General features: G+C 63.6%; 24 protein-coding genes and 1 pseudogene. 9 read left to right on the forward strand and 16 right to left on the reverse strand.

Features of this window, described 5'->3' with window-relative positions:
* Window positions 1-8 precede the first annotated feature (8 nt).
* Complete coding sequence (locus tag ACPDZI_RS20400; RefSeq protein ID WP_226032529.1) at window positions 9-443, forward strand: DUF417 family protein; 435 nt, start codon at window positions 9-11, stop codon at window positions 441-443.
* 41 nt (window positions 444-484) lie between these two features.
* Here the strand turns inward: ACPDZI_RS20400 and ACPDZI_RS20405 are convergent.
* Window positions 485-2,450: pseudogene (locus ACPDZI_RS20405) on the reverse strand (DNA topoisomerase III).
* A gap of 365 nt (window positions 2,451-2,815) precedes the next feature.
* On the opposite strand from ACPDZI_RS20405, the gene ACPDZI_RS20410 reads away from it, so the two are divergent.
* Both ACPDZI_RS20410 and torA read left to right on the forward strand, forming a co-directional pair.
* Window positions 2,816-3,946 (forward strand): NapC/NirT family cytochrome c, encoded by a 1,131-nt coding sequence (locus ACPDZI_RS20410; protein ID WP_438833695.1) that lies wholly within the window; start codon window positions 2,816-2,818, stop codon window positions 3,944-3,946.
* 22 nt (window positions 3,947-3,968) lie between these two features.
* Complete coding sequence (gene torA, locus ACPDZI_RS20415; protein WP_438833696.1) at window positions 3,969-6,449, forward strand: trimethylamine-N-oxide reductase TorA; 2,481 nt, start codon at window positions 3,969-3,971, stop codon at window positions 6,447-6,449.
* A gap of 221 nt (window positions 6,450-6,670) precedes the next feature.
* Here the strand turns inward: torA and ACPDZI_RS20420 are convergent, their stop codons facing one another.
* The 4 genes from ACPDZI_RS20420 to ACPDZI_RS20435 form a co-directional block, all read right to left on the reverse strand.
* Window positions 6,671-7,132 carry a hypothetical protein gene (locus ACPDZI_RS20420; protein WP_010635837.1) on the reverse strand — a complete coding sequence of 154 codons (462 nt, stop codon included), beginning with the start codon at window positions 7,130-7,132 and terminating at the stop codon, window positions 6,671-6,673.
* Window positions 7,133-7,173: 41 nt separating this feature from the next.
* The gene (locus ACPDZI_RS20425) at window positions 7,174-8,523 is read right to left on the reverse strand and encodes a sensor histidine kinase (protein WP_039212974.1); all 1,350 of its coding nucleotides are present in this window, start codon (window positions 8,521-8,523) and stop codon (window positions 7,174-7,176) included.
* A 37-nt stretch (window positions 8,524-8,560) separates the two neighbouring features.
* Complete coding sequence (locus ACPDZI_RS20430; protein ID WP_011707717.1) at window positions 8,561-9,217, reverse strand: response regulator transcription factor; 657 nt, start codon at window positions 9,215-9,217, stop codon at window positions 8,561-8,563.
* 86 nt (window positions 9,218-9,303) lie between these two features.
* Entirely contained in the window at window positions 9,304-9,636 is a 333-nt protein-coding gene (locus tag ACPDZI_RS20435; protein ID WP_049045946.1) for a PepSY domain-containing protein, read from the reverse strand.
* Between the two features lie 63 nt (window positions 9,637-9,699).
* Here ACPDZI_RS20435 and ACPDZI_RS20440 point away from each other — a divergent pair, with 63 nt between their 5' ends.
* Entirely contained in the window at window positions 9,700-9,945 is a 246-nt protein-coding gene (locus tag ACPDZI_RS20440) for a PepSY domain-containing protein (RefSeq protein ID WP_010635834.1), read from the forward strand.
* A 44-nt stretch (window positions 9,946-9,989) separates the two neighbouring features.
* Here the strand turns inward: ACPDZI_RS20440 and msrQ are convergent, their stop codons facing one another.
* Entirely contained in the window at window positions 9,990-10,622 is a 633-nt protein-coding gene (msrQ, locus tag ACPDZI_RS20445; protein WP_011707719.1) for a protein-methionine-sulfoxide reductase heme-binding subunit MsrQ, read from the reverse strand.
* Between the two features lie 19 nt (window positions 10,623-10,641).
* Window positions 10,642-11,643 (reverse strand): protein-methionine-sulfoxide reductase catalytic subunit MsrP, encoded by a 1,002-nt coding sequence (msrP, locus tag ACPDZI_RS20450; RefSeq protein ID WP_438833697.1) that lies wholly within the window; start codon window positions 11,641-11,643, stop codon window positions 10,642-10,644.
* Window positions 11,644-12,014: 371 nt separating this feature from the next.
* Here msrP and ACPDZI_RS20455 point away from each other — a divergent pair, with 371 nt between their 5' ends.
* On the forward strand, window positions 12,015-12,497 hold the full coding sequence (locus ACPDZI_RS20455) for a DUF1097 domain-containing protein (protein ID WP_438833698.1): 483 nt from the start codon (window positions 12,015-12,017) through the stop codon (window positions 12,495-12,497).
* A gap of 71 nt (window positions 12,498-12,568) precedes the next feature.
* Here the strand turns inward: ACPDZI_RS20455 and ACPDZI_RS20460 are convergent, their stop codons facing one another.
* The 4 genes from ACPDZI_RS20460 to ACPDZI_RS20475 form a co-directional block, all read right to left on the reverse strand.
* Window positions 12,569-13,849, reverse strand: a complete 1,281-nt coding sequence (locus ACPDZI_RS20460; RefSeq protein WP_024945193.1) for a sigma 54-interacting transcriptional regulator — start codon at window positions 13,847-13,849, stop codon at window positions 12,569-12,571.
* Window positions 13,846-14,361, reverse strand: coding sequence for a hypothetical protein (locus ACPDZI_RS20465; RefSeq protein ID WP_011707723.1), 516 nt, complete (start codon window positions 14,359-14,361; stop codon window positions 13,846-13,848). Before ACPDZI_RS20465 ends, ACPDZI_RS20460 begins: the two co-directional genes overlap by 4 nt.
* An 8-nt stretch (window positions 14,362-14,369) precedes the next feature.
* The gene (locus tag ACPDZI_RS20470) at window positions 14,370-15,770 is read right to left on the reverse strand and encodes a sensor histidine kinase (RefSeq protein ID WP_011707724.1); all 1,401 of its coding nucleotides are present in this window, start codon (window positions 15,768-15,770) and stop codon (window positions 14,370-14,372) included.
* A gap of 97 nt (window positions 15,771-15,867) precedes the next feature.
* Complete coding sequence (locus ACPDZI_RS20475; RefSeq protein WP_017409791.1) at window positions 15,868-15,960, reverse strand: cytochrome bd-I oxidase subunit CydH; 93 nt, start codon at window positions 15,958-15,960, stop codon at window positions 15,868-15,870.
* Between the two features lie 129 nt (window positions 15,961-16,089).
* On the opposite strand from ACPDZI_RS20475, the gene folK reads away from it, so the two are divergent.
* Window positions 16,090-16,605, forward strand: coding sequence for a 2-amino-4-hydroxy-6-hydroxymethyldihydropteridine diphosphokinase (gene folK / locus ACPDZI_RS20480; protein WP_438833699.1), 516 nt, complete (start codon window positions 16,090-16,092; stop codon window positions 16,603-16,605).
* Window positions 16,606-16,608: 3 nt separating this feature from the next.
* Here folK and ACPDZI_RS20485 read toward each other — a convergent pair whose 3' ends face one another.
* Window positions 16,609-17,313, reverse strand: a complete 705-nt coding sequence (locus ACPDZI_RS20485; protein WP_194759516.1) for an SDR family oxidoreductase — start codon at window positions 17,311-17,313, stop codon at window positions 16,609-16,611.
* A 119-nt stretch (window positions 17,314-17,432) separates the two neighbouring features.
* On the opposite strand from ACPDZI_RS20485, the gene ACPDZI_RS20490 reads away from it, so the two are divergent.
* Complete coding sequence (locus tag ACPDZI_RS20490; protein ID WP_076362071.1) at window positions 17,433-17,837, forward strand: CBS domain-containing protein; 405 nt, start codon at window positions 17,433-17,435, stop codon at window positions 17,835-17,837.
* Here the strand turns inward: ACPDZI_RS20490 and ACPDZI_RS20495 are convergent.
* Window positions 17,834-18,370, reverse strand: a complete 537-nt coding sequence (locus tag ACPDZI_RS20495; protein WP_438833700.1) for a DUF2301 domain-containing membrane protein — start codon at window positions 18,368-18,370, stop codon at window positions 17,834-17,836. The two genes, ACPDZI_RS20490 and ACPDZI_RS20495, sit on opposite strands and share 4 nt — an antisense overlap.
* Before the next feature lie 85 nt (window positions 18,371-18,455).
* Between ACPDZI_RS20495 and ACPDZI_RS20500 the strand changes: the two genes are divergently transcribed.
* Window positions 18,456-19,220: a substrate-binding periplasmic protein gene (locus ACPDZI_RS20500; RefSeq protein ID WP_438833701.1), complete on the forward strand. Its 765-nt coding sequence runs from the start codon at window positions 18,456-18,458 to the stop codon at window positions 19,218-19,220.
* A gap of 93 nt (window positions 19,221-19,313) precedes the next feature.
* Here the strand turns inward: ACPDZI_RS20500 and asnC are convergent, their stop codons facing one another.
* A complete protein-coding gene (gene asnC / locus ACPDZI_RS20505) occupies window positions 19,314-19,775 on the reverse strand; it encodes a transcriptional regulator AsnC (protein ID WP_011707730.1) in 462 nt (153 codons plus the stop codon).
* 153 nt (window positions 19,776-19,928) lie between these two features.
* Between asnC and asnA the strand changes: the two genes are divergently transcribed.
* Window positions 19,929-20,921: an aspartate--ammonia ligase gene (asnA, locus tag ACPDZI_RS20510; RefSeq protein ID WP_194759513.1), complete on the forward strand. Its 993-nt coding sequence runs from the start codon at window positions 19,929-19,931 to the stop codon at window positions 20,919-20,921.
* 210 nt (window positions 20,922-21,131) lie between these two features.
* Here the strand turns inward: asnA and ACPDZI_RS20515 are convergent, their stop codons facing one another.
* Together ACPDZI_RS20515 and clpB are read right to left on the reverse strand one after the other, a co-directional pair.
* Window positions 21,132-21,956, reverse strand: a complete 825-nt coding sequence (locus ACPDZI_RS20515) for an MBL fold metallo-hydrolase (protein WP_194759512.1) — start codon at window positions 21,954-21,956, stop codon at window positions 21,132-21,134.
* A 60-nt stretch (window positions 21,957-22,016) separates the two neighbouring features.
* Window positions 22,017-24,590 carry an ATP-dependent chaperone ClpB gene (clpB, locus tag ACPDZI_RS20520; RefSeq protein ID WP_024945187.1) on the reverse strand — a complete coding sequence of 858 codons (2,574 nt, stop codon included), beginning with the start codon at window positions 24,588-24,590 and terminating at the stop codon, window positions 22,017-22,019.
* Window positions 24,591-24,653: the final 63 nt, after the last annotated feature.

A 24,653-nucleotide genomic window follows, 5' to 3' on the forward strand; every position in this document is an offset into this window, starting at 1 on the left:
GAGCATGAATGGAACGCCATGACCGAGGTTTTCTGATCGCCCTCACCGGGGTGGTACTGACCCTGCTCTGGATCGGCATGTTCAAGTTCACGCCGACCGAGGCGGCGGCCATCCGGCCGCTGGTGGCAAGCCATCCGCTGATGAGCTGGCTCTATGCCGTGCTCTCGGAGCAAGCGGTCTCCAATCTGATCGGGCTGGTCGAGATCCTGATCGCCGGCGGCCTGATTGCCGGCCTGTGGCGACCACGTCTGGGCTACTGGAGCAGCCTGGGGGCCATCCTGACCTTCCTCGTGACCCTCAGCTTTCTGCTGACCCTGCCGGGCGTCTGGAAGCTGGTCGACGGAGTGCCGGTCACCGAGTTCTTCATCTTCAAGGATCTGGTACTGCTCGGCGTTGCCTGGCACTACCTCAATTTGAGTCGCGCCAGACTGGCCGACGCCTGACGACAATGCCTTTTTGCGCCCCGCCAGGGGCGCTTTTTTTATCAGGCAGCCTTGGCCGGTCGCTTGCTCCCCCGCTTGGCTGTCCCGCTCGTGCCACCAGCCGCCGTGCTGCGCTTGCGCTTGGTGAAGCGACGCTTGTCGGCCCCGGGTGCCGCCTTGGGCAGGGCGCTGAAGCTGGCCCCCGAATCCTGTCTGGCGCCGTCGATCAGGCCGTTCAACTGCTCGGTCAGCGGCCCCATGAATTGCTGATAGCTCGTCTGCCGCTCGGCAATCCGGCCGAGGTGCTGCTCCCACAGCGCCGTCATGTCAGGGGTGGTCGCCGTGGCAGGCAACGCCTGAATGAGAGCTCGCCCGGTCGGGGTCGCCTTGATGCTCTTGCCCTGGCGCACCAGAAAACGCCGCTTGAACAGCAGATCGATGATGCCCGCCCGGGTCGCCTCGGTGCCGAGGCCGTCGGTCTCGCGCAGGGTCTTGCGGATCTCGGGATCCTGCACGTAGCGGGCGATGCCGGTCATGGCGGCCAGCAGAGTGGCATCGGTGAACGACTTGGGCGGCTGGGTCATCTTCTCCTGCAGCTCCCCCGCTCGCACAGCAGCTGCTCGCCCTTGCGCAGGGCCGGCAGGCTCCCCGCCTCCTCTTCATCATCTTCCTCCACCCCGAGCAACGCCTTCCAGCCCGCCTTGAGGATCCGCCGCGCCTTGGCCTGGAACAGGCCGCCGGCGATGCGCAGCAGCACCTTGCTGTCGTTGTACTCGAACGGCGGGTAAAACTGCAGCAGGTACTGACGGGCAATCAGGCCGTAAAGCTTCGCCTCGTCAGCCCCCAGCGTGGCCGGGTTGCCCTGCTTCTCGGTGGGGATGATGGCGTGGTGGGCATCCACCTTGCCGTCGTTCCACGCCTTGCTGCGGATCTTGCCGTCCGCCTCGCTCACCGCCTTGGCCAGTGCCGGCGCCGTGCTGGCGATGGCCTCCCGCACCTGGCCGGCCCGGTTGAAGTGATCGCTCGGCAGATGACGGCTGTCGGATCGCGGGTAGGTAATCAGCTTGTGGCGCTCGTAGAGCCCCTGACAGACGTCCAGCACCCGCTTGGCGTCCATGCCGAACCGCTTGGCGGCATCGATCTGCAGGCTGGAGAGGTTGTAGGGCAGCGGCGCCGCCTGCTTGCGGGCCTGCTCCTCCACCTCTTCCACCAGAGCGGGTTGACCCTGGATCCGCTCCACCACCTTGGCGGCCAGCGCCCGGTTTAGCACTCGTCCCTCCTCGTCCTGCCAGGGCAGACAGGCCTCGGAAGGCAGCCACTTGGCACTGAAACGCTCGTTGCCTTCGGTCTGTAGATGGGCCAGCACCTCGAAGAAGGGTTTGGGCACAAAGGCTTCTATCTCGAGATCCCGCCGTACCACCAGCCCCAGCAGCGGCGTCTGCACCCGGCCGACCGACAGCAGCTCGCTGCAACCCCCTTGCGGCCAAGCAGGGTATAGGCGCGGGTCATGTTGATGCCGTAGAGCCAGTCGGCCCGGCTGCGGGCCAGCGCCGACACCGCCAGCGGCACGAACTCCTTGTTGTCTCTGAGCTTGTCGAGGGCACGGCGCACCGCCGGCGGGTTGAGATCGCTGATGAGACAGCGCAGCACCGGCCTGGTTTTACCGTAGCCGAGAAAATCGATCACCTCGTCCACCAGCAGTTGCCCCTCCCGGTCCGGGTCACCGGCGTTGACCACGCAGTCGGCCTGTTTGATCAGCCGCTTGATGACGGTGAGCTGGGTCTTGGTCTTCGGCTTGGCCACCAGCTGCCACTGGGCCGGAACGATGGGCAGCGACTCCATGCGCCACTGCTTGTAGGCGGCGTCATAGGCATCGGGCTCGGCCTGCTCCAGCAGATGGCCGATGCACCAGGTCACCACATCCCCCTGCGCAGTTTCGATAAAACCGTCCCCCTTCTTGTGGGGCTTGGGCAGCACGTCGGCAATGGCACGTCCCAGACTGGGCTTCTCGGCGATGAAGAGTCGCATGGCAAACACCTCAATACTGTATATGTGAACAGTGTATAACGGGCCCCGGGCAAAGCCCAAGCCCTCCGCGGGCGCGAGGCGACAGGCCCTTGCCGAGGCAGAAGCGATTGAGAAGGAGTGGCGGGCGGGTGCACAGCACCGCCAGGTCGTGGATGGCATGCCCAAGCAGGCCATGCCTCAAACGAGGACAAAAAAGACGGTGTAAATCGCAGGAAGTTAAATTAAATTCAATTAAATGATAAATTACAAAATAATAAATGCATTTAAAATAAAAATACAAAATATAAATCATGATAGAGGTCAATCAACTACCTCTCCATGAATACTACTATATTGGTAATATTTGATCGTAGGAAAACGCCGTCATGCTTGGAAAATTGTTGAGAAAAACCTGGTTCTGGCTACTGCTGCTCGGGGCCCTCTTGGGCGTTGCAGCGCTGGGGGTCACGGTGACCGTCATGCACAAGACCAGCTCCACCGAGTTCTGCGTCTCCTGCCACTCCATGCAGACCCCGCTGGCCGAGTATCAGGGCAGCGTCCACTTCCAGAACGTGAAGGGCATCCGCGCCGAATGTGCCGACTGCCACATCCCGGGCGACCCCACCTCCTATCTGTGGACCAAGATCCGCGCCGTGAAGGATATCTATCACGAGGCGATCGGCACCCTCGATACCCCAGAAAAGTATGAAGCCCACAAGCTGCGGATGGCCCAGACCGTGTGGGACGAGCTGAAGGCCAATGACTCCGCCACCTGCCGCAGCTGTCACAGCTACGCGGCGATGGACATCCTGGCCCAACGCCCCAACGCCCGTGCCGAACACCCGGTCGCCATCAAGGAGGGCCAGACCTGCATCGACTGCCACCGCGGCGTCGCCCACATCATGCCCGACATGAGCGGCCTGGCCGCCGCCGGTGCCAGCGAGCTGGCGCAAGCCGCCGCCCAGACTCCGGCCAGCGTCACCACCCGTTACGCCATCGCCACCACCCCGCTCTATCTGGATGCCGGCGCCAAGACCGACGAAGGCACCCTGATGCCCTCCACCCAGGTGGAAGTGCTGGCCAACGACAACGGCCGCGCCCAGGTGCGCATCGACGGCTGGCAGCAGGACGGGGTGAGCGAGGTGTTCTACGCCGCTCCCGGCAAGCGCATCCTGAGCACTCTGCTCGGCGACAAGGCCAAGGCGCAGCTCACCACCGGCAAGAGCGAAACCGACAGCGCCACCAACCTCACCTGGCATCAGGTCAGCCTGACCGCCTGGGTGGATCAGAGCCAGCTCATCGGCGATCAGGGCAAGCTGTGGCAGTACGCCTCCACCCTGATGTCCAACAACTGTACCGGCTGCCACGGCCTCACCGCACTGGATCACTTCAACGCCAACCAGTGGATCGGCGTCATCAAGGGGATGGAATCACGCACCTCCCTGACCCCGGAACAGGCACGCATGTTGACCCAATACGTCCAGAAACATGCCAGTGACATGAACGCGGCGCACTAAGGCTGGCACAGAGGAAATCGTCATGACTTTTTTTACCGATAAGCAAACCAATCTCTCCCGCCGCAACCTGCTCAAGGGGCTGGGCGCCTGCGCCGCCCTGCCGCTGCTGGCCGGCGTCTTCCCGAAAAGCGCGCTGGCCCAGGCCATCAGCACGGCGCTTGAACAATTCCCGACCCTGGTGCCCGCCCAGAAAGGCATCCTGACCGGCGCCCACTGGGGGGCTTTCGAGGCCATCGTCGAAGAGGGCCGCATGGTACGGGTCCAGCCGGTGGCCGATGATCCGGCCCCCAACGATCTCATCGACATGGCGCCGTTCCAGGTGCACGCCAAGAACCGCATCAAGTACCCCATGGTGCGCAAGAGCTGGCTGGAACAGGGCCCGGGCGCCAAGCCCGAGCTGCGTGGCGCCGACGAGTGGGTGCGGGTGAGCTGGGAGAAAGCCATTGAACTGGTGGCCGGCGAGATAGGCCGGGTGCAGAGCGACTTCGGCCCGCAGGCGATCCACGCCGGTTCCTACGGCTGGAAGAGCGTCGGCATGTTCCACAACAGCCGCACCCTGCTGCACCGCCTGATGAACCTGGCGGGCGGCTTCACCGGCTATGCCGGCGACTACTCCGCCGGCGCCGCCCAGGTGATCATGTCCCACGTGATGGGCTCCATCGAGGTGTATGAGCAGCAGACCGCCTGGCCCAACGTCATCGAGCATGCCGAACTGGTGGTGCTGTGGGGGGTCAACGCCCAGGTCACCCTGAAGAACAGCTGGAACATGCCGGATCACGAGGGTCAGGCCGGTTTCAAGGCGCTCAAGGAGAAGGGTACCCGCATCATCAGCATCGACCCGGTCTACAACGAAACCGCCAAGCTGGCCGGGGCAGAGTGGATTGCGCCGAACGCCTACACCGACGTGGCCATGATGCTGGGGGTGGCCCACACCCTCTACAGCGAGCAGAAGCACGATCAGGCCTTCCTTGACCGCTACACCACCGGCTTCGACAAGTTCCTCACCTATCTGCTCGGCCAGGAAGACGGCCAGCCGAAGAGCGCCGAGTGGGCGAGCGCCATCTGCGGCGTCGACGCCAAGGTGATCCGCCAACTGGCCCTCGACATGGCGTCCAAGCGCACCATGATCATGGCGGGCTGGGGCATGCAGCGTCAGCAGCACGGTGAGCAGCCCAACTGGATGCTGGTCACCCTGGCCGCCATGCTGGGCCAGATCGGCCTGCCGGGCGGCGGCTACGGCTTCAGCTACCACTACTCTTCCGGTGGCAGCCCCACCGCCAAGGGCGGCATCCTGGCGGGCATCTCCGCCGGCAATGCGCCGAAGAACGGGCCGGCGCCGATCCCGGTGGCCCGCATCGCCGACTGTCTGGCCAACCCCGGCAAGACCATCGACTTCAACGGCCGCAAGGTGACCTACCCGGACATCAAGCTGGTCTACGTGGCAGGCGGCAACCCCTTCCACCACCACCAGGACACCAACAACCTGGTCAAGGCCTGGCGCAAGCCGCAGACCGTGATCGTGCACGAGCCCTACTGGACCGCCACCGCCAAGCACGCTGACATCGTGCTGCCGGCCACCACCAGCTACGAGCGCAACGATCTGGAGATGGGCGGCGACTACTCCCAGCGCTACGTCTTCCCGATGCACCAGTGCGTGCCGCCCCAGTTCGAGGCGCGCAACGACTTCGACATCTTCCGCGACGTGGCCGCCAAGCTGGGCCTGCAGGAGCAGTACACCGAAGGCAAGGACGAGATGCTGTGGCTCAAGCAGATGTACGACGGCATGGCCGCTCAGGCCCGCGGCGCCCGGGTGGCGCTGCCGCCATTCAACATGTTCTGGGAGTCCAACAACTACATCCGCTTCCCGGTACCCGAGGCAAACCGCCAGTGGATCCGTCACGCCGATTTTCGCGAGAACCCGCTGCTCAACCCGCTCGGAACCCCGTCCGGCAAGATCGAGATCTTCTCCAGCACGGTGGCCGGCATGGGCTATGCCGACTGCGCCGGCCATCCCAAGTGGTATGAGCCCAAGGAGTGGATCAAGAGCAAAGAGGCGACCCGCTATCCGCTGTCGCTCAACACCTCCCACCCGACCCAGCGGCTGCACTCCCAGCTCGACAACACCCCGCTGCGGGACAAGTTCGCCGTCGCCGATCGCGAGGCGATCCTGATCCACCCGGACGATGCCAAGGCGCGCGGCATCCAGGATGGCGATCTGGTACGGGCCTTCAACGATCGCGGCCAGATCCTGGTGGGCGCACTTATCTCGAAGGACATCCGCCCGGGGGTAGTGCGAGTCTGTGAAGGGGCCTGGTTCGACCCGGCCAAACCGGGCGAGGCGGGGAGCCTGTGCAAGAACGGCAACGTCAACTGCCTCACCTTCGACGAGGGCACCTCCAGCCTGGCGCAGGGCAACTGCGGCCACATGGCCCAGCTGCAGATCGAGAAGTACCAGGGCCCGGCCCCGGCCAACACCGCCCACGCGGTGCCGGCCAACGCCTGAGCAGAGGACTGAGCAACAAAAACGGCGCCATCAAGGCGCCGTTTTCTTATCGCGGTTTGGGGTGTGAATCAGAAGTCCCCTTCCACCCTGTACTCTTTGTGCACACTCCACCCGCCTTGCGGCCAGAGCGCGGACAAGGTGGCTCAGAAGCCCCCTTCCACCCTGTACTCTTGTGCACACTCCACCCGCTTTGCAGCCAGAGCGCGGACAAGGGCTCAGAATCAGAAGTCACCCTCAACCATGTACTCTTCCGCACACTCCACCAGCTGGGGCCAGAGTTCTTCCGGCACCCAGGCATCCGGGTCATCTTCATCCCCGTCGTACTGGCTCCAGAAATAGCGGCGCAGGCCGGAGGCGAAGTCATCGCTCAGCTCGGCCAGCTCGGAGAGCGGCCCCAGCCAGGCGATGCGGCGCAGGCCGGAGGCGAGATCGTTGATGGCGTCCATCAGACCGCGATCGTCGAAGCTCTGCTCCACCAGCAGGGTGAAGCGCTCACGCGCCCGCTCGGTCTGATCCTCATCCAGCTCGCCCACGTCGGCCAGCAGGTCGACGAAATCTTCCAGCAGGAAGGCAATCAGGCTGTCGCGATCCTCAAACCACTGGATCTGGGCCCCCTTGGTGCCCAGCACAGAGGCATCGAACGAATCGTCGAGATGACACAGTGCCCATGGATCATCGGTCATGGTTCTCTTCCTCAGGCTAAAACAGGTGCCATATCTTATGCCTAGCTCTCCACTCTTGCCACCTTGGGCAGCGAGAGAGAAGCCGCCAGCCCGCCGAGCTCGGCGCGACCCATGATGAGGCTGCCGCGGTAGGCTTCCGCCAGATCGGAGACGATGTTGAGACCCAGCCCCGAACCAGGCACCTTCTCGTCGAGCCGCACCCCGCGCAGCACCGCCTTGGCGATCTGATCCTCGCTCATGCCGGGACCGTCATCCTCGATACGCAGGGTGATCCAGCCCCCCAGCTCGGCACTGGAGATACGCAGCTGACCGGCCGACCACTTGAAGGCGTTTTCCAGCAGGTTGCCCACCATCTCGTCGAAATCCTGCTCCTCCACCCCGACCGCCAGGGTGGCCGGCACCTGCAGATCCACCTCCCGGCCCGGATAGAGGCGGGAGAAGGCGCGGCAGATGTACTCCACCCGCGCCCGCACCGGGGTCGACACCCCGAGGATCTTGGCGGCGCCGGTCACCCGCGCCTTGCCGAGGTGGTAGTCGATGTGGCGCTGGATCTGGTCGAGCTGCTCGCCGAGGGCGGCCTGATCTTCCGGCGGCAGCTGGGCCACCTGGTTGCGCATGATGCTGAGCGGCGTCTTGAGGGCGTGGGCCAGGTTGCCAGTGTGGGAGCGGGCCCGCTGCAACAGCTCGCCGTAGTGGTGCAGCAGCCGGTTGATGTCCTCCACCAGCGGCTGGATCTCCAGCGGATAGCGCAGCCGGAACCCCTCCTGATGGCCCTGATGGACCCGGCTCAATTCGCGGCGCAACAGGTGCAGCGGCCGCAGACCGTAGACGATCTGGAACATGAAGCCGAGCACCAGCCCGGTCGCGGCAAAGCCGAGGCCGAGGAACAGGCTGATGCGGGTCTTCTTCAGGGTCTGGGTCAGGGCGCTGCTGTCCTTGGCCATCACCAGGGTGAACACCCGATCCGAACCGGGCAGCAGCACGGTGCGGGTCATGATCAGCAGCGGCTCCTTGTTGGGCCCCTTGCCGACGAAGAGGTCCGGATCGCCGAAGGCCGACTTCAGGCCGTGCACGTCGAGGTGCACATCCCACAGGGAGCGGGAGCGGCTGACCACGCTCTCCCCCAGCTCCAGCTGCCAGTAGTAACCGGAGTAGGGCTGGCGAAAGCGGGGGTCGGCCATGGGTTCGGTGACCACCGGCAGGCCATCCGGCTGGATCTCGAGGCGGGAGAGCAGATCGTAGAGCTGCAGGCGCAGGCCGTCGGCCTCCGCCTCCTGCCAGTAGTTGCGCATCATGGTCTGCAGGCTGAAGCCGGTGGCGAACAGGAACAGGCCACACCAGACCATGGCGATGACCACCAGTCGCCCACGCAGGGTGCGCACCAGCCTCATTCAGCCGCTCCGGCGCACGAGGGCATCAAGATCCGGCTCATTCGTTGATCCGATAGCCGAGACCGCGCACCGTCTCGATGAGATCGGAGTGGGTCTTCTTGCGGATCCGGCCGATGAACACTTCCACCGTGTTGGAATCGCGGTCGAAATCCTGGGCATAGATATGGTCGATCAGTTCGCTGCGCGACACCACCTTGCCCCTGTGCTGCATCAGATAGCCAAGCACCCGGAACTCGTGGGCGGTCAGCTTGATGGGGGTGCCTTCGTACCACACCTGGGACGCTGCCATGTCGAGCCGCACCCCGCCGATCTCCAGGATCGAGCTGGCGTTGCCCGCCGCCCGTCGCACCAGGGCATGGACTCGGGCCACCAGCTCGGCCACCTGGAACGGCTTGGTGAGGTAGTCGTCGGCCCCGGCGTTGAGCCCCTCGATCTTCTCGTGCAGCTGGCCACGAGCGGTCAGCACCAGTACCGGGGTGTCGATCCCCTTGCTGCGCCACTCCTTCAGCACGCTCAGGCCATCGCGGCCCGGCAGACCGAGATCCAGAATGATGGCGTCGTAGGGCTCGGTCTCGCCGAGAAAACCGGCCTCGTTGCCGTCGTGGCAGAGGTCGGTCACGAAACCGGACAGGCGCAGCTGTTCCGCCAGCTGGCCCGCCAGGGTCTTCTCATCTTCAACTATCAGAATTCGCATAAATGGGTATCCAAAGCAGGGTTGTGCCGGTACCGGCGGCGATTGGGGAACGAACCGGATGGCGGCGCGTTCGCGGACTCACTCCATCACTCCTCTTCCGGGGGCGGACGCGGAGCGAACAGCCGCTCCAGATGGTGGCCCTTGAGCCACACCATCTCCAGGTTGTCGGCCCGATAGCCCACCTTGATGACGCTGTTCTCGCTGTCGATCAGCTTGAGTTCGTACAGCCAGATGCCGTCCTCCTCCCCCAGATCAACCCGCAGCACCCGTACCGGCAGGCGGGAAGCCACCTCCATCACCTCATGAAAGGGGCGCACCCGTCCCTCGCTGACCGCCTGCTGCAGCAAGGCCTCGTTCGGCGTGGCCGCCTGTGCCAGTACCGGCAGCAGCAACCCAAGCAGAGACAGGGCTCTATTCATGGATGATTCATCTCCCAAAACCTAACATAATGCCGTTTATAGTCTGCCAGCCATGAATCCGGAATGAATATGATCCGACGCAGTTTCCTGCTGATCCTTTGCCTCTTCTCCACCCTCGGCTGGGCGGCCGAGAGCCGTCTCGACATGGCCGGGCTGGTCAAACTACTGGTGGCCCAAGGGTATCACGACATTCGGGAAGTGGAGCTGGAAGGGGACAAATTCGAGGTGGAAACCCTGGATGCCCAGGGGCAGCGGGTACGACTCCTGGTGGACGCCCATACGGGTGACATCAAAAAAGAGGCCGACTAGGCCTCTTTTTTATTTCAGGTTGCCGGGGCGGCGCACTGCCGGCCTCATGCCTCTCTCAGTTTCTGCGGCCGAAGCCGGCGCCAGGGGCGCAGCAGCTTGTCACGGCGCGGCACCAGCAGGGCGCAGGCCAGCAGCAGATAGATGAGCGGCTCCTGCCAGCCGCTCTTGAGCGACCACCAGTAGTGCACCGGCACCAGCAGGGCCACCGCGTAGATCCAGTTGTGCAGCTGCTGCCAAGCCGGCCCCATGCGCCGCAGCAGGGCCGGGATCGAGGTAAGGCTGAGCGCCAGCAGCAACAGCAGCGCCACCATGCCCACCACTATGTAGCTGCGCTTGACCAGCTCGCCGCCAATCAGCCCCCAGTCGAACTGCAGATCCAGCCCCAGCCAGACCATGAAATGCAGACCGGCCCAAGCGGCGCACCAGAGCCCGAGCGGGCGGCGCAGCTTGATGAGCTGCCCCTGCCGCCAGCGTTTGGCCAGCGGCGATACCAGCAGGGTGAGCAGCAGCAGATTGAGCGCCCCCTTGCCCAGATAGTGGGTCAGTCCCTGTACCGGATCCCCTCCCAGCAGGCCGCCGGGCACGGCCACCAGCAGCCAGAGCAGAAACCCCAGCGAGGCGAGGTGTACCAGCGCCCGCAACAGGGTGATGTGACGCGCCGTCAGTCGCAGAGTCATGGTGTCAGCTCCTCTCGTCTCAATACCACTTGCGCAGATCCATGCCCTGATAGAGGGATGCAACCTCATCGGCATAGCCATTGAATGGCAAAGTCGGCTGGCGCTTGGCCCCGAAGATGCCCCCCTCGCCGATGAAACGCTCGCTGGCCTGACTCCAGCGCGGGTGATCCACCGCTGGATTGACGTTGGCGTAGAAGCCGTATTCATTGGGGGCCAGCAGGTTCCAAGTGGTGGGCGGCATCTCCTCCACCAGCCGGATGGAGACGATGCTCTTGATGCTCTTGAAGCCGTACTTCCAGGGCACCACCAGCCGGATCGGCGCGCCGTTCTGGGCCGGCAGCGCCTTGCCGTAGAGCCCCATCGCCAGGAAGGAGAGCGGGTGCATCGCCTCGTCGATGCGCAGCCCCTCGACATAGGGGTAGTCGATGCCGCCACCGAGGGAGCGCGACGCCTGTCCCGGCAGCTGTTCCGGATCATAGAGAGTCTCGAAGGCCACGAACTTGGCGCGGCTGGTGGGCTCGGCCCGGCGGATCAGATCCGCCAGCGCGATGCCGCTCCAGGGCAGCACCATGGACCAGGCCTCCACGCAGCGCAACCGGTAGATCCGCTCCTCCAGCGTGCTCTTGTTGATGAGATCCCACACGTCTAGGGTAAACGGCTTGGCCACCTCCCCTTCCACCTTCAGGGTCCAGGGCTCGGGCTTGAGGTAGTGGCCGTTGCGGGCCGGATCCCCCTTGTCGGTGCCGAGCTCGTAGAAGTTGTTGTGGGTGGTGGCCTTCTCCTCCGGCGTGAGGATCAACCCCTCCGGCCGGGCGGCGGCGTGGATGTTGAGCACCCGGGTGGCGACCGGTGCCGGCTTGTCGCCAGAGAAGAGATCGAGCACCCCGGCCTGGGTCGGAAACGCCAGGGTGGCGGCGCCGAGCCCCAGCCCTTTCAGGATCAGGCGGCGATCCTGATAGACGGCTTCCAGCGTGACGTCCTGTTCGGTGAGGTGGTGGGCAGAGCGGCGCTTGAGCAACATGGAAAAAACTCCCGGGGCGATGAGGGTAACAATCATAAGACCCGCCCCGGCCGAGTTTTATTTCACGGAAAATTACATGAATTGATAGAGGGGCAGTGCCTTGGCCATGGTTCCGACCAGAAACAGCACTACGAACACCAGCAGGGGAACGATCACATTTGGCACCATCAGACTCACTCCATGAGCAGGACAGGGCCTCTAACTATGGAGCAGGGGCCAGCGCCTCACCATGAAATATTTTCGCGAGCGCAAGCGTATTCCTGAGTTGAAATGAGTGATGCAGATCACACACAATCCCGCCCCTGCTTGCCGCCCCTCTTGCGCGGGGTAGGCTCCCTTTTTTCCGAATTTCACTACTGAAGAGTCACGCCATGAGCCCATTGATCGCCATCGCCATCACGACCGGGATCCTCTCCGCCGTCTGGGGCTGGGTCGCCGTTACCCTCGGCCTCATCTCCTGGGTCGGCTTCCTCGGCTGCACCAGCTATTTTGCCTCCAGCGGCGGCTACAAGGCACTGCTGCAGACCCTGCTGTGCAATGCCAGCGGCATGCTGTGGGCCCTGCTGCTGATCCATGGTGACGCCTGGTGGGGCGCCGGCGTGGCGGGCTACCTGATGACCGGGGTGGTGGCCACCCTGATGTGCGTGCAGGCCAAGCAGCGGTGGCTCGGCTACATTCCCGGTACCTTCGCCGGTTGCTGCGCCACCTTTGGTGCGGCGGGAGAGTGGCGCCTGATCCTGCCGTCGCTGGTAATTGGTGCGCTGTTTGGCTACCTGATGAAGGCGAGCGGCCTCTGGCTCTCCCGCAAAACTCAGAAAACCCAGGCCATCGCTGGCGTCACCGACCCGGCCTGATCCTGGCGATGTGGCGATCCGGCCTGAAACAAGAGGGGCGGTCCGTCATCGACGGGCCGCCCCTCTGTCATTTATCCCTTCGACTTGAAGTTCGCGGCTTCGATGCCGTGCCGATTCAACAGCTTGTAGAAATCGGTGCGGTTTCTGCCCGCCATGTTGGCCGCCAGGGTCACATTGCCCTCGGTGGTGCGCAGCAGCCGGATCAGATACTCCTTCTCGAACTCGGCCCGCGCCTCGTTGAACGAGGGGATGCCGCCACTGCCGCCGCTCAGGGCAGATTCCACCATGGCGGCACCGATCACCGGGCTGCAGCAGAGGCTGGCCAGCTGCTCCACCACGCTGCAGAGTTGGCGCACGTTGCCGGGCCAACCTGCCGCCGCCAGCAGGGCCAGCGCCTCCGGCGAGAAGCCGAGGGCGGCGCAGTCGCCGTGGCGGCTGCGATAATCATCCAGCGCCTGCCTGGCCAGCAGCGGAATGTCTTCGCTGCGGGCGCTGAGGGGGGGCAAGGTGATGTTGGCCACATTGAGCCGATAGAAGAGATCTTCCCGAAAGCGCCCCTCCTCCATCGCCGCCACCAGATCCTGATGGCTGGAGCTGATGACCCGCACCTCGGGCGTGCCCTGGCCGTACTCCTGCAGCACCTGCAGCAGCTTGGCCTGCAGCGATTCCGACAGATCCCCTATCTCGTCGAGAAACAGGGTCGCTCCCTTGGCCTGTTCAAACAGGCCGGACTGGCCATTCTCGCCGAACAGTTGCAGATCCAGCACCGCCCACGGCAGGGCGGCACAGTTGATGACATGCAGCGGCTTGTCACGCCGGCTGCTGGCCTGGTGCAGCGCCTGGGTCATGACGCCCTTGCCGGAGCCGGAAGGGCCCATGATCAGCACGGGCACTTCCATGGCGGCGATGCTGCCAGCCTGGATCAGCAACTGCTCCATCTGCGGGTTGCGGGTCAGGATCAGCGATTGCCAATCCTGTCGCTGCTTTGGGCGCGTCAGGCTCAACGCGTGCTCTATGGTGGCGAACAGCTCATCCTTGTCGATGGGCTTGGTGAGAAAGCTGAACACCCCGGAGCGGGTTGCCTGAATGGCATCGGGAATGGTGCCGTGGGCGGTCATGATGATGACCGGCAGCCCCAGCCACTGGGACTGGATCCGCTCGAACAGCGCCAGCCCGTCCATGCCGGCCATGCGCAGATCGCTCAGCACCAGATCGGCCCGTTGCTGACGCAGCCGGTCCAGCGCCCCTTCGGCGCTGTCGGCGGTATCCACCTCATAGCCCTGGCTGCGCAGGCGCATGCTCATCAGCTTGAGCAGGCTGGCATCGTCATCGACCAGCAGGATGCGACTCATTTCAGCGCCTCGCCATTGCCGTTCAGCTTGCGCTGATTGAGTTGATCATCGATGGCGGAGAGTTGCTCGATCTGGCGGCGCAGACGCTGCACCTCCTGACTCTGATCGTCGCGCCGGCTGTCGCGGGCCAGCAGCTCCTCGCCGAGGGCTATCCAGCTGCGCAGGAAGGCCTGGGCATCCAGCCCCAGCTCCGGCAGCAGGCTCTTGAGCTTGTCCAGACCAGCTCGCCGGCTGGCCACCGACTCGGACGGGTGGGTGTTGACCATGGCTAGGCTGACCCGGCTCTCGATATCGGTCGCCCCCTTGAGACGCTGGCGCTCCTGGGCCCGCTGCTGGGCATGGCTGGCCAGCAGCCAGTCCGAGTATTGCAGGCGCACCTGCATCTCCTTGTTGGCAAACTCCATCCGTTTGGCGAGGGCGAGATCCGGCGACGCCGCCGGGTCACGCGCTGGCAGCAGGGAACAGCCTGTGAGCAGGCTCATCATCAATACCGGAACAACACATTGTTTCATCTTGGGCTTCACTTCAACGTCAACCGGAAACAGACATCCGCCTGTTCATCTTCAACCAATACCAACTCGCCGCCAAGGCTCATCGCCGATTCCCGGGCGATGGAGAGCCCCATTCCGGAGCCTTTCAGCAGCCCCTGGCGCACAATACTGCCCTGCTCGAAGGGCTCGAAGATCCGCTCCCGCTCGGCCAGCGGAATCGCAGGCCCTTCGTTGGCCACCTCCAGCCAGCTGCCGTTGCCATCCTGCCCGGCGCGGATCCATATCTGCCCGCCGCTGGCGCCGTAGCTGACCGCATTGGAGAACAGATTATCGAGGATCAGCCGCAAGCGATATGGCTCGGCCTGCAGGGTGATCGGATCGGTCGGCAAGTGTACACTGATTTGTTTGGATTCCAGCGCCAGCCGGTACTCTGCAGACAATTCTGACAGCAGGGGCGCCAGCGCCACCGGGGTCAGGGTGAACACCTCCTGCTGGCTGAGCCGGTTGAAGTCGAGCAGCCGTTCGATCAGGGTCTGCAGCCGGCGGCTGTTCTCCTCCAGCATCTGGCAGATCTCCTGCTGATCCGGGGTGAGCGGCCCTACAAGCTGCTCGGAGAGCAGATCCGCCCCTTCCCGCAGCACCGCCAGCGGGGTCTTCAGCTCGTGGGAAACGTGGCGCAGGAACTGGTATTTCTGCTGCTCCAGCTCCTTCAATTTATCGTGCAACCAGACGATCCGCTCCCCCAGCAATACCAGTTCGGCCGGCCCGTCCACCGGGCGTTTGTCCGGTTCCACGCCGGCACCCAGACTCAAGATCCGCGACTCAATCTGACGCACCGGGTGGATGATCAGATAGGTAAACAGCAGCACCAGCAGCAGGCTGAGCACCGCCACGAAGCCGCTGACCCACCAGATCTCCGTCATCAGGGCGGCAATGGTCGCCCGCACCCGGCTGACATGCTCGTCTACCTGGCTGCGAGTGATAATCTCAAGCTGCTGATTAACCTGATTAAATTCATCAAATTTGGGGCTGTTTGACTCGGCCTTGGCACGGGCGAGATCCTGCAGGCTGTCGAGCCAGGCGAGCGCCTGCTCAAGGCCCGTGTAAGCCTCGGCATCCGGGATGGAACTCTGGTGAGCGGCCAGCAGGCTGCGATAACTCGCCAGCTGCTGCTGATAACTGGCCAGGATGCGCTCATCTCCCAGCACCGCATAGCGACGAAGAGTACGTTCAAGATCAATGGCTTGGGTGGTCAGCAGCGTCGCTCGACGGGTGTCGCGCACCGCCCGTTCCAGCTCGTCGCTGGTCAACTGGCTGAGGTGTTCGAGGGACTGGCTGTCGTGCCAGATCATGCCGCCCAGAGGCATCAACACCAGAACAAACCCCATCAATACCACTTGCAGCAGGGAGCGTGGGCGTACCTTGGTCATCTTGGACTATCTCAATTCAGCAGGGGTGGGTCAGCATATCTGCACTCCCCAAAAAGCAAAACCGGCCAAAGGGCCGGTTCATGCTGCAGCTTGGGTATCACGCCAGACCGACGGATGCCACACAGATAATCAGGATCATGGCCAACGCGCCAGATGCGGTCAGCAGTGCCCATTTCAGTTCCACGCTCATGCAAACCTCCTTTCTTGCCAAGATGATAGAGCCTGATCACAACAGACAAACCGATGTTAATACATAGTTAACCCGATAACCGTGAGCTGTGTACGAATTTCAGATGAGCCCTACCCAAGGACCGGCGACATGTTCTATCTGTGTAGCATTGGATCGAATCTTGACCCCCATCAGCACGTCAGCCAGGCAGTCAGCGAGCTGCTCGTTCACTTTGGCCGCCTGCAGCTGAGCTCGGTGATCCAGACCAAACCGGTCGGGATGCACTCCAGCCATGATTTCCTCAACTGTCTGTTCGTCGCCGAGAGCGAGCTGGCTCCGCACCAGCTCAAGGCACACTTCGTCGCCATGGAGCTGGCCCACGGCCGGGATCGCAGCGATCCGCGCTGCAAGGTGCTGGACCGGCCGCTGGACATCGACATCCTGGCCAGCAGCCAGAGCGATAATTTCTCCACCGCCCGGGTCGACGCCTATCTCGACGAACTGCTGGCGGAGCTCTATGGCCGTGGCCAGGTGCATGCTCGCAAGGTGACCCTGCCGCTGCACACCCGCTTGATGGCGGGCAAGGTGATCGAGGAGTGCCAGGTCGGCCTCGCCCCCATCGCCCTGCAACAGGAGATGGCGACCCCGGCCGCGCTCCTGCGCTGACCCCTAGATGACGGCCAGACCGCGGCCGCCATCCACCCGGATGCTGGCCCCGGTCATGTAGTCGTTCTGCATCAACAGCTGAACCGCCTGCCAGATGGGCTCCAGCCCCCCTTCCCGCGCCAGCGGCGTCTTCGCCAGCACCTGCTGGCGCCACGCATCGCCATGCTCGTCGAGAAACAGGATGGGGCCCGGCTCTATGGTGTTGACCCGGACGGCGGGCGCCAGCTCGCGGGCAAAGCTCATGGCCAGCGAGTGGGCCCCCGCCTTGGTGGCTACATAGCTGGCAAACTGGGGCGCCGGCGCGTGGATATAGATGTCGGTGATGTGGATGATGCCGGCATTGGCGTTGAGCGCCAGCTGGGACGCCAACGCCCGGTTGAGCTGGAAGGGGGCCGCCATGTGCACCCGGTAGAACTGATCAAACTGGGCCAGTTGCGCCGCCGGATCCGCCGCCTGCGGCTCAAACGCCGAGGCGTTGTGGATCACCAGCGCCAGATCCTGATGGACCGCCAGCGCCTCGATCAGCTTGCCGACCTCCTCCTCGCGAGAAAAATCCGCCTGCACCAGCTCGACCCCGATCGCTCGCAGCCGCGCCAGCTCGGGTCGTTCACTGCGATAGCTGCCCGTCACCTGCCAACCTGCCGCCACCAGCTGTTCGCACAGATAGAAACCAAGCCGGCGGCCACACCCCGTCACCAATGCACGCATACCCTCTCCTTGATTGTCCGGCCGGGGGATACCTATCGATCCCCACGGCACAAGCCATTGGCCGTGGCCACCACCCGACGGGCATAGTGGCGCCATTGCCACCTTACGGAGCCACTTCCATGTTACAGATCCGCGATCACATGAGCCGTTCGACCCACTCCCTCACCCCGCAGCTCGGCTTGGCCGAGGCGCTGGATCGGCTGCATGACTCAGGCCTGAGCGGCCTGCCGGTGCTGGACCCGCAGCAGCGGCTGATCGGTTTTCTCTCCGAGCAGGATTGCATTCCGAGCCTGCTCACCGGCAGCTATCACTGCGATACCCGCACCCGGGTTGAGGATCTGATGAGCCGGACACCGCTCTCGGTCAGCCCGGATGACAGCATACTGGATCTGGCTCGCCAGATGACCGAGGCCAGACCCAAGGTCTATCCGGTGCTGGAGGGGAACCGGGTAGTCGGCATCATCAGCCGCCGGCAGGTCATGCAGGCCCTCAACGCCCAGATGAAGGCCTGCCTGCCCACCTAGATCTGGTAGCACCCCTTGTCGCCGATATCGAAGTGCAGCGGCATGCGCCACTTGGCCAGGGAGAGCAGGCAGAGCAGCAACCCGCACACCAGCGCCACCAGGGCGGCGGCCCAGCCGATGCCGGCCAGCTCCAGCAGCCACAACAGGGGCAGCAGCAAGGGGACCGCCCTGATCCCCGGAATGGCGAAGCAGAACTGCTCCTTGAAGGCCAGCCCCGCCAGCGTGGCCAACGCCGCCCCCAGCACCAGCACATCCGGCGCCCCGCTCGCACTGAGCAGCAGGGCGCCCCAGCCCAGTCCCTGCAGCACAAAGCGAATGCGCTTGTCATAGACATGCAGGCATAACCCGCATACCCCGCTGGCCACAGCCAGCGTCACCAGCCAGCTCGCTGGCGCCAAAAAATCCTGTCCGAGCAGCAGGCTTGCCCCTCGACACAGCAGCAGCAAGGCTGCCAGACTCAAGCCAAGGCGATAGAGGCAGACCGACACTCTGTCGATGCCGTCCAGCTCGCTTTCAATTTCAGGGTTTGCCATCGGCGGTCGCCTCTGTTGCAGGTAGGGGCCAATATACTTGAATTATGCCCGCGAGCGATTCCCTATTCCGTGCAGGAGATGTGGTTTGCGAAGATTCATTCTGCTCTGGCTGTTGTTCCCCCTCTGGCTGCAGGCCAAAGAGTTGATCATCGGCGGCACCCTGGAGCCGCCGCTGAAGTTTCTGGATGCACAGGGCGTTCCCCATGGTCTGGACGTGGACGTGGTCAGCACCATCTTCGGCAAGCTGCGCATTCCCATTCGCATCGAGCTGACCGACTCCGGCGCCCGGCTGACCCGCAACGCCGAAACCGGGGTGTACGATCTGGTGATGACCCACTCCTACAAGCAGGAGCGGGAGCGCTATCTGCTCTACCCCCAGCAGGCCCACCTGCGCCACAGCTGGCACTTCTTCGTGCGCAAGGCCGACCTGCTGAAGATCCGCTACGACACGCTGGCGGACCTCAAACCCTGGCGCATCGGCATCACCAAGGATTTCTCCTATACCCCGGAGCTGACCGCCGCCCTCGCCGACCCGGCCTATCACTTCCAGGAGATCCCCATCAACCAGCTGCAACTGCGCAAGCTGATCGCCGGGCGCATCGACGTGGTGCCCATGCCGCTGGTCACCGCCTTCGCCCAGATCAAGGAGGAGGGGCTGGAGGGCAAGCTCGATTACCTGCCCAAGCCGCTCAAGGCCAGCCCTTACTACACCGTCTGGACCAAGGCCAGGGCCGATGCCACCACCCCGGCCCTGATGGCGGCCTACGACGCCGAGCTGCTGCGCATGAAGCGCGACGGCCGGCTCAAGGCCATCTACGACCAGTACGGCATCCCCTATATCGAGCCCTGATCCCGACCGTCAGGGCTGCACGCCTCGCAAGATCGGCTATGCAGTGAGATCAGGGTTTCGCCTGTGAAATGGATCTCCCGCGTCCCTCAGTCCTTAAGGTTTCACATCCCGCAAGATCGGGTTTTGCAGCGAGATTAACGTCTCGGTGGACTGGATCTCGTCGATGGTCTGGATCTTGTGGATCAGCACCGTCTGCAACTCGTCGATGGAGCGGGTCATCACCTTCATGAAGATGCTGTAGTGGCCGGTGGTGTAGTAGGCCTCCACCACTTCGTCCAGCGCCTGCAGCTTGGCCAGCGCCGAGGGGTAATCCTTGGCGCTCTTCAGATTGATGCCGATGAAGCAGCAGACGTCGTAGCCCAGCTTCTTGGGGTTCACCTGCACCCGCGTTCCCTCGATGATGCCCGCCTGCTTCATCTTCTCCACCCGCACATGGATGGTGCCCGGGCTGACCAGCAGTTGCTTGGCAAGCTCGGCATAGGGAATGCGCGCATTCTCCATCAGGGCGGTGAGGATGGCCTGATCGAGATTATCGATCCGATAATTTTCCGGCATTTTTTTGCACTCCCTTTGATGATTCATCATTAATTGCCAGTGTATTTTGAAGAAAAAAACACACAAAGCCTATTTCTATTATCGAATATTGAGTTTAGCTGACAATCTGTTGAAGAATCCTCACATCCAACGGGTTCAAGACAGGTATTCAGCATGAAACAGCACTACATTCGCAGCCAGCAACAGATCAGCTTCGTCAAAGAGATGTTCTCCCGCCAACTCGCCCAGCAACTGGGTCTGATGGAGGTGCAAGCCCCCATCCTGAGCCGGGTCGGTGATGGCACTCAAGACAACCTCTCTGGCCACGAGAATGCGGTGCAGGTCAAGGTGAAGACCCTGCCTGAGCACAGCTACGAAGTGGTCCATTCACTGGCCAAATGGAAGCGCCAGACCCTGGGTCGCTTCGGTTTCGGCCCGGGCGAAGGCATCTACACCCACATGAAGGCGCTGCGTCCGGACGAGGATCGCCTCACCCCCATCCACTCCGTCTACGTGGATCAGTGGGACTGGGAGAAGGTGATGCCGAGCGAGCGCCGTGACCTGGCCTACCTGCAGGAGACCGTGCGCGGCATCTGGGCCGCCATCAAGGCCACCGAGCGCGCGGTCTGCGCCGAGCACGAGCTGACCCCCTTCCTGCCGGCCGAGATCCAGTTCCTGCACAGTGAAGAGCTGCTGACCCGCTACCCGGACCTCGATGCCAAAGGGCGCGAGCGTGCCATCGCCAAGGAGCTGGGTGCCGTGTTCCTGATCGGTATCGGCGGTGCCCTCTCCCACGGCGAGCGCCACGACGTGCGTGCCCCGGACTACGACGACTGGAGCAGCCACAGCGAGCTGGGTCTGGCCGGTCTGAACGGCGACATTCTGGTGTGGAACCCGGTGCTGCAGGACAGTTTCGAGATCTCCTCCATGGGGATCCGGGTCGACGCCGAGGCGCTGCGTCGCCAGCTGGCCATCACTGGCGATGAGGATCGCCTGCAGTACGACTGGCACCAGGATCTGCTGGCCGCACGGATGCCGCAGACCATCGGCGGCGGCATCGGCCAATCCCGTCTGGCCATGCTGCTGCTGCAAAAAGAGCACATAGGTCAGGTCCAGGTCGGCGTCTGGCCGGCCGAGATGAAAGCCGCTGTGCGAGGCATGTTGTAACGAATGAAAGCCATGCCGGCGCGATTGCCGCCGGTATGGCAACAGGCAGGTGGCCGTCGGGGTTGAGCGAGCGCATCCCCGGCAGGCTGTAAGAAGCGAGGCCAGCAGTGGCCGCGCTTCGCAATCGGGGGCTTGCCCCTGCGACCCGCTCAACCCACGTCAGGTCGCTTCACTACATTCCTCCCGGCAATCTTCGGATTGCCGTTTTTTTTACGCCGAAAAACTGTGCTCAAAACCCGCCCCGATCTGGTGCTGGCGCGGCAACCCCGCCTTTCTGCTGCCGGTGCAGTGGCACGCAAACAACCGCTCCACCGCCTCTTCCTGCAGATAGGCACCGAGCGCCACCGCCCGCTCTGGGCCGGAAAACTTCAGGTGCAGGCCGCCGATGACGGCGTGGATCCGCTCGTCGCCACACACCTCCTTGGCCCACTCGATGATGTTCTCGACCCCGGCGTGACCGCAGCCGATAAAGACGATGAGCCCCTGCTCGCTCTTGTAGGCCAGCGCCGAGTCGTCGCTGATGAGGTCTTTCTCCACCCGCCCACCCCGCACTATGTAGCCGAGCAGCGAAGGCGCAGCCCGGTCGCGCCGCACAATGCTGCCGAGGAACACCAGACGATCCGAGAGCCACACCGGCTCGGCCGAGCAGTGGGGAAGCAAGCCCTTGGCCGGCAGCGACTCCCGAGCCAGCTCCACCGACAGACGATAGAGGTTGCGCCGCCAGAAGGGCAGCGACAGGAAGTAGCCCCGCTCGCAGAACACGTCCGGACAGGCGATGAGCGGGATGGGTCTTGGATAGACGGGCAGTGAGCCGACCCCGCCCACATGGTCGTAATGACCGTGGGAGAGCACCACATGGGTGAGCGAGGCGAGATCGATCCCCATCACGGCGGCGTTGTGGCGCAGCGCTCGGCCACGACCGCTATCAAACAGCACCCTGAGGCCGTCACACTCCAGCAGCAGCGCCAACCCTCGCTCGGGCAGACAGCCAGGCAGATGAACGTCGTCATCCACCAGCACGGAAAACTTCAGCATCTCGCTCCCCCTGAAAACAAAACGCAGGCACGAGGCCTGCGTTTTTCATCGACAATCCCGTTACTGGGTCATGGTGAGGCCATTGCTGTCGGCCCCCAGCACCAGCTTTTTGCCCGGCACGATGCGACCGGAGAGCAGCGCCTGCGCCAGCGGGTTCTCCACCTTGTGCTGGATCGCCCGCTTGAGGGGACGCGCCCCGTAGACGGGATCGAACCCGGCGTGCACCAGCTTCTCGAGCAGCGCCTCGCTCACCTCCACCTCATAACCCTGGGCCTCCAGTCGGCCCATCAGGCTCTTGAGCTGGATGCGGGCGATGGACTTGATGTGCTCCTCGCCGAGCGGGTGGAACACCACGGTCTCGTCGATCCGGTTGATGAACTCCGGCCGGAAGCTGCGGGTCAGCACCTCCATCAGCATGCCCTTCATCTCGTCGTAATCCTTCTCGGAGTGGTGCTCCTGAATGAGATCCGACCCCAGGTTGGAGGTCATGATGACCACCGAGTTGCGAAAATCGACGGTACGACCCTGACCATCGGTCAGGCGGCCATCGTCCAGCACCTGCAGCAGGATGTTGAACACGTCCGGGTGTGCCTTCTCCACTTCATCCAGCAGGATCACCGAGTAGGGGCGACGGCGTACCGCCTCGGTCAGATAACCGCCCTCCTCGTAACCCACGTATCCCGGAGGCGCCCCCACCAGACGGGCCACGCTGTGTTTCTCCATGAACTCCGACATGTCGATCCGCACCATGGCGTCCTGGGTATCGAACAGGAACTCGGCTAGCGCCTTGCACAGCTCGGTCTTGCCCACCCCGGTGGGCCCCAGGAACAGGAAGGAGCCGATGGGGCGGTTCGGATCGGACAGCCCGGCACGGGAGCGGCGAATGGCGTTGGAAACCGCCTCGACCGCCTCTTCCTGGCCGATCACCCGGCTGTGCAGCTGATCTTCCATCCGCAGCAGCTTGTCGCGTTCCCCTTCCAGCATGCGGGCCACCGGAATACCGGTCCAGCGGGCCAAGACGTCGGCTATCTCCACGTCGGTGACCCGGTTGCGCAGCAGGCTGGTCTCCTGCATCTCGGCCTGGGTGGCGAGATCCAGCTGTTTCTCCAGCTCAGGAATGCGGCCATACTGCAGCTCGGACATGCGACCCAGGTCGCCTGCGCGGCGCGCCACGTCGAGATCCTGGCGGGCCTGCTCGAGGGCCGCCTTGATGTGCTGGGTGCCGGCAAGCGCGGCCTTCTCGGCCTTCCACACCTCATCCAGCTCGTTGTATTCGCGATCTTTTTCGCTGATTTCCTGATTGATCAGCTCAAGCCGTTTGCGGCTGGCGTCATCGTCTTCCTTCATCAGCGCCTGCTGCTCCAGCTTGAGCTGGATGATGCGCCGCTCGAGCCGGTCGAGGGACTCGGGCTTGGAGTCGATCTGCAACCGGATGCTGGCCGCCGCCTCGTCGATGAGGTCGATGGCCTTGTCCGGCAGCTGGCGATCCGCGATGTAGCGGTGCGACAGCTGGGCCGCCGCCACGATGGCAGGGTCGGTGATCTGCACGTGGTGATGCAGTTCATAACGCTCCTTCAAGCCGCGCAGGATGGCGATGGTGTCCTCCACGCTCGGCTCCTCCACCAGCACCTTCTGGAAGCGCCGCTCCAGCGCGGCATCCTTCTCGATGTACTGGCGGTACTCGTCCAGGGTGGTGGCACCGACGCAGTGCAGGTCGCCACGGGCCAGCGCCGGTTTGAGCATGTTGCCCGCATCCATGGCGCCCTCACCCTTGCCGGCGCCGACCATGGTGTGCAGCTCGTCAATGAAGAGGATGACGTTGCCCTCCTCCTTGGCCAGATCGTTCAGCACCGCCTTGAGCCGCTCTTCGAACTCGCCACGATACTTGGCACCGGCCACCAGCGCCCCCATATCGAGCGACAGCACCCGCTTGTTCTTGAGCCCCTCCGGCACCTCGCCATTGATGATGCGCTGGGCCAGCCCTTCGACGATGGCGGTCTTGCCGACGCCGGGGGCACCGATCAGCACCGGGTTGTTCTTGGTACGGCGTTGCAGCACCTGGATGGTTCGGCGGATCTCGTCATCCCGGCCGATCACCGGGTCGAGCTTGCCGATCTCGGCCCGCTCGGTCAGATCGATGGTGTATTTCTCCAGTGCCTGGCGATTCTCCTCGGCGTTGGCATCCTCCACCTTCTTGCCGCCACGCACCTTGTCGATGGCTGCTTCGAGTTTTTCCTTGGTCAACCCCTGGGCACGCAGCAGCTCGCCCAGCGTCCCCTTCTCGTCGAGGGCCGCCAGCACGAACAGTTCGGATGAGATGAACTGATCCTTGCGCTGCTGGGCCAGCTTGTCGCAAACGTTCAGCAGCCGGCCGAGGCCGTTGGAGAGCTGCACGTCCCCTTCCACGCCGCTGACGCGCGGCAGGCGATCCAGCTCCTCGCCGAGGCGCGAGCGCAGGGAATTGATGTCCATCCCGGTCAGGGTGAGCAGCGGACGGATGGAGCCGCCATCCTGATTGACCAGGGCGGTCATCAGGTGAACGGGTTCGATGAATTGGTGGTCACGACCCAGTGCCAAAGACTGGGCATCGGAAATAGCAATCTGGAATTTGCTGGTCAGGCGATCGAGGCGCATTGCACTCCCCCTTTCAAGACAGACGCCGCTTGCGCGGCAAACAACATAACTTTCTGAGATGAA

Source organism: Aeromonas oralensis (assembly GCF_049665575.1).
Lineage (GTDB): Bacteria > Pseudomonadota > Gammaproteobacteria > Enterobacterales > Aeromonadaceae > Aeromonas > Aeromonas hydrophila.

Bases quoted from the DNA above. Each gene is read 5' to 3' on its own strand.
- ACPDZI_RS20455 (WP_438833698.1), top strand. From the start codon at position 12,015: ATGAGCCCATTGATCGCCATCGCCATCACGACCGGGATCCTCTCCGCC.
- clpB (WP_024945187.1), bottom strand. From the start codon at position 24,590: ATGCGCCTCGATCGCCTGACCAGCAAATTCCAGATTGCTATTTCCGAT.
- ACPDZI_RS20485 (WP_194759516.1), bottom strand. From the start codon at position 17,313: ATGCGTGCATTGGTGACGGGGTGTGGCCGCCGGCTTGGTTTCTATCTG.
- ACPDZI_RS20435 (WP_049045946.1), bottom strand. From the start codon at position 9,636: ATGAATAGAGCCCTGTCTCTGCTTGGGTTGCTGCTGCCGGTACTGGCA.
- ACPDZI_RS20460 (WP_024945193.1), bottom strand. From the start codon at position 13,849: ATGAGTCGCATCCTGCTGGTCGATGACGATGCCAGCCTGCTCAAGCTG.
- asnC (WP_011707730.1), bottom strand. From the start codon at position 19,775: ATGCCGGAAAATTATCGGATCGATAATCTCGATCAGGCCATCCTCACC.
- ACPDZI_RS20400 (WP_226032529.1), top strand. From the start codon at position 9: ATGGAACGCCATGACCGAGGTTTTCTGATCGCCCTCACCGGGGTGGTA.
- asnA (WP_194759513.1), top strand. From the start codon at position 19,929: ATGAAACAGCACTACATTCGCAGCCAGCAACAGATCAGCTTCGTCAAA.
- ACPDZI_RS20430 (WP_011707717.1), bottom strand. From the start codon at position 9,217: ATGCGAATTCTGATAGTTGAAGATGAGAAGACCCTGGCGGGCCAGCTG.
- folK (WP_438833699.1), top strand. From the start codon at position 16,090: ATGTTCTATCTGTGTAGCATTGGATCGAATCTTGACCCCCATCAGCAC.
- ACPDZI_RS20410 (WP_438833695.1), top strand. From the start codon at position 2,816: ATGCTTGGAAAATTGTTGAGAAAAACCTGGTTCTGGCTACTGCTGCTC.
- ACPDZI_RS20470 (WP_011707724.1), bottom strand. From the start codon at position 15,770: ATGACCAAGGTACGCCCACGCTCCCTGCTGCAAGTGGTATTGATGGGG.
- ACPDZI_RS20420 (WP_010635837.1), bottom strand. From the start codon at position 7,132: ATGACCGATGATCCATGGGCACTGTGTCATCTCGACGATTCGTTCGAT.
- torA (WP_438833696.1), top strand. From the start codon at position 3,969: ATGACTTTTTTTACCGATAAGCAAACCAATCTCTCCCGCCGCAACCTG.
- ACPDZI_RS20440 (WP_010635834.1), top strand. From the start codon at position 9,700: ATGAATATGATCCGACGCAGTTTCCTGCTGATCCTTTGCCTCTTCTCC.
- ACPDZI_RS20465 (WP_011707723.1), bottom strand. From the start codon at position 14,361: ATGAAACAATGTGTTGTTCCGGTATTGATGATGAGCCTGCTCACAGGC.
- ACPDZI_RS20490 (WP_076362071.1), top strand. From the start codon at position 17,433: ATGTTACAGATCCGCGATCACATGAGCCGTTCGACCCACTCCCTCACC.
- ACPDZI_RS20475 (WP_017409791.1), bottom strand. From the start codon at position 15,960: ATGAGCGTGGAACTGAAATGGGCACTGCTGACCGCATCTGGCGCGTTG.
- msrQ (WP_011707719.1), bottom strand. From the start codon at position 10,622: ATGACTCTGCGACTGACGGCGCGTCACATCACCCTGTTGCGGGCGCTG.
- ACPDZI_RS20495 (WP_438833700.1), bottom strand. From the start codon at position 18,370: ATGGCAAACCCTGAAATTGAAAGCGAGCTGGACGGCATCGACAGAGTG.
- msrP (WP_438833697.1), bottom strand. From the start codon at position 11,643: ATGTTGCTCAAGCGCCGCTCTGCCCACCACCTCACCGAACAGGACGTC.
- ACPDZI_RS20515 (WP_194759512.1), bottom strand. From the start codon at position 21,956: ATGCTGAAGTTTTCCGTGCTGGTGGATGACGACGTTCATCTGCCTGGC.
- ACPDZI_RS20425 (WP_039212974.1), bottom strand. From the start codon at position 8,523: ATGAGGCTGGTGCGCACCCTGCGTGGGCGACTGGTGGTCATCGCCATG.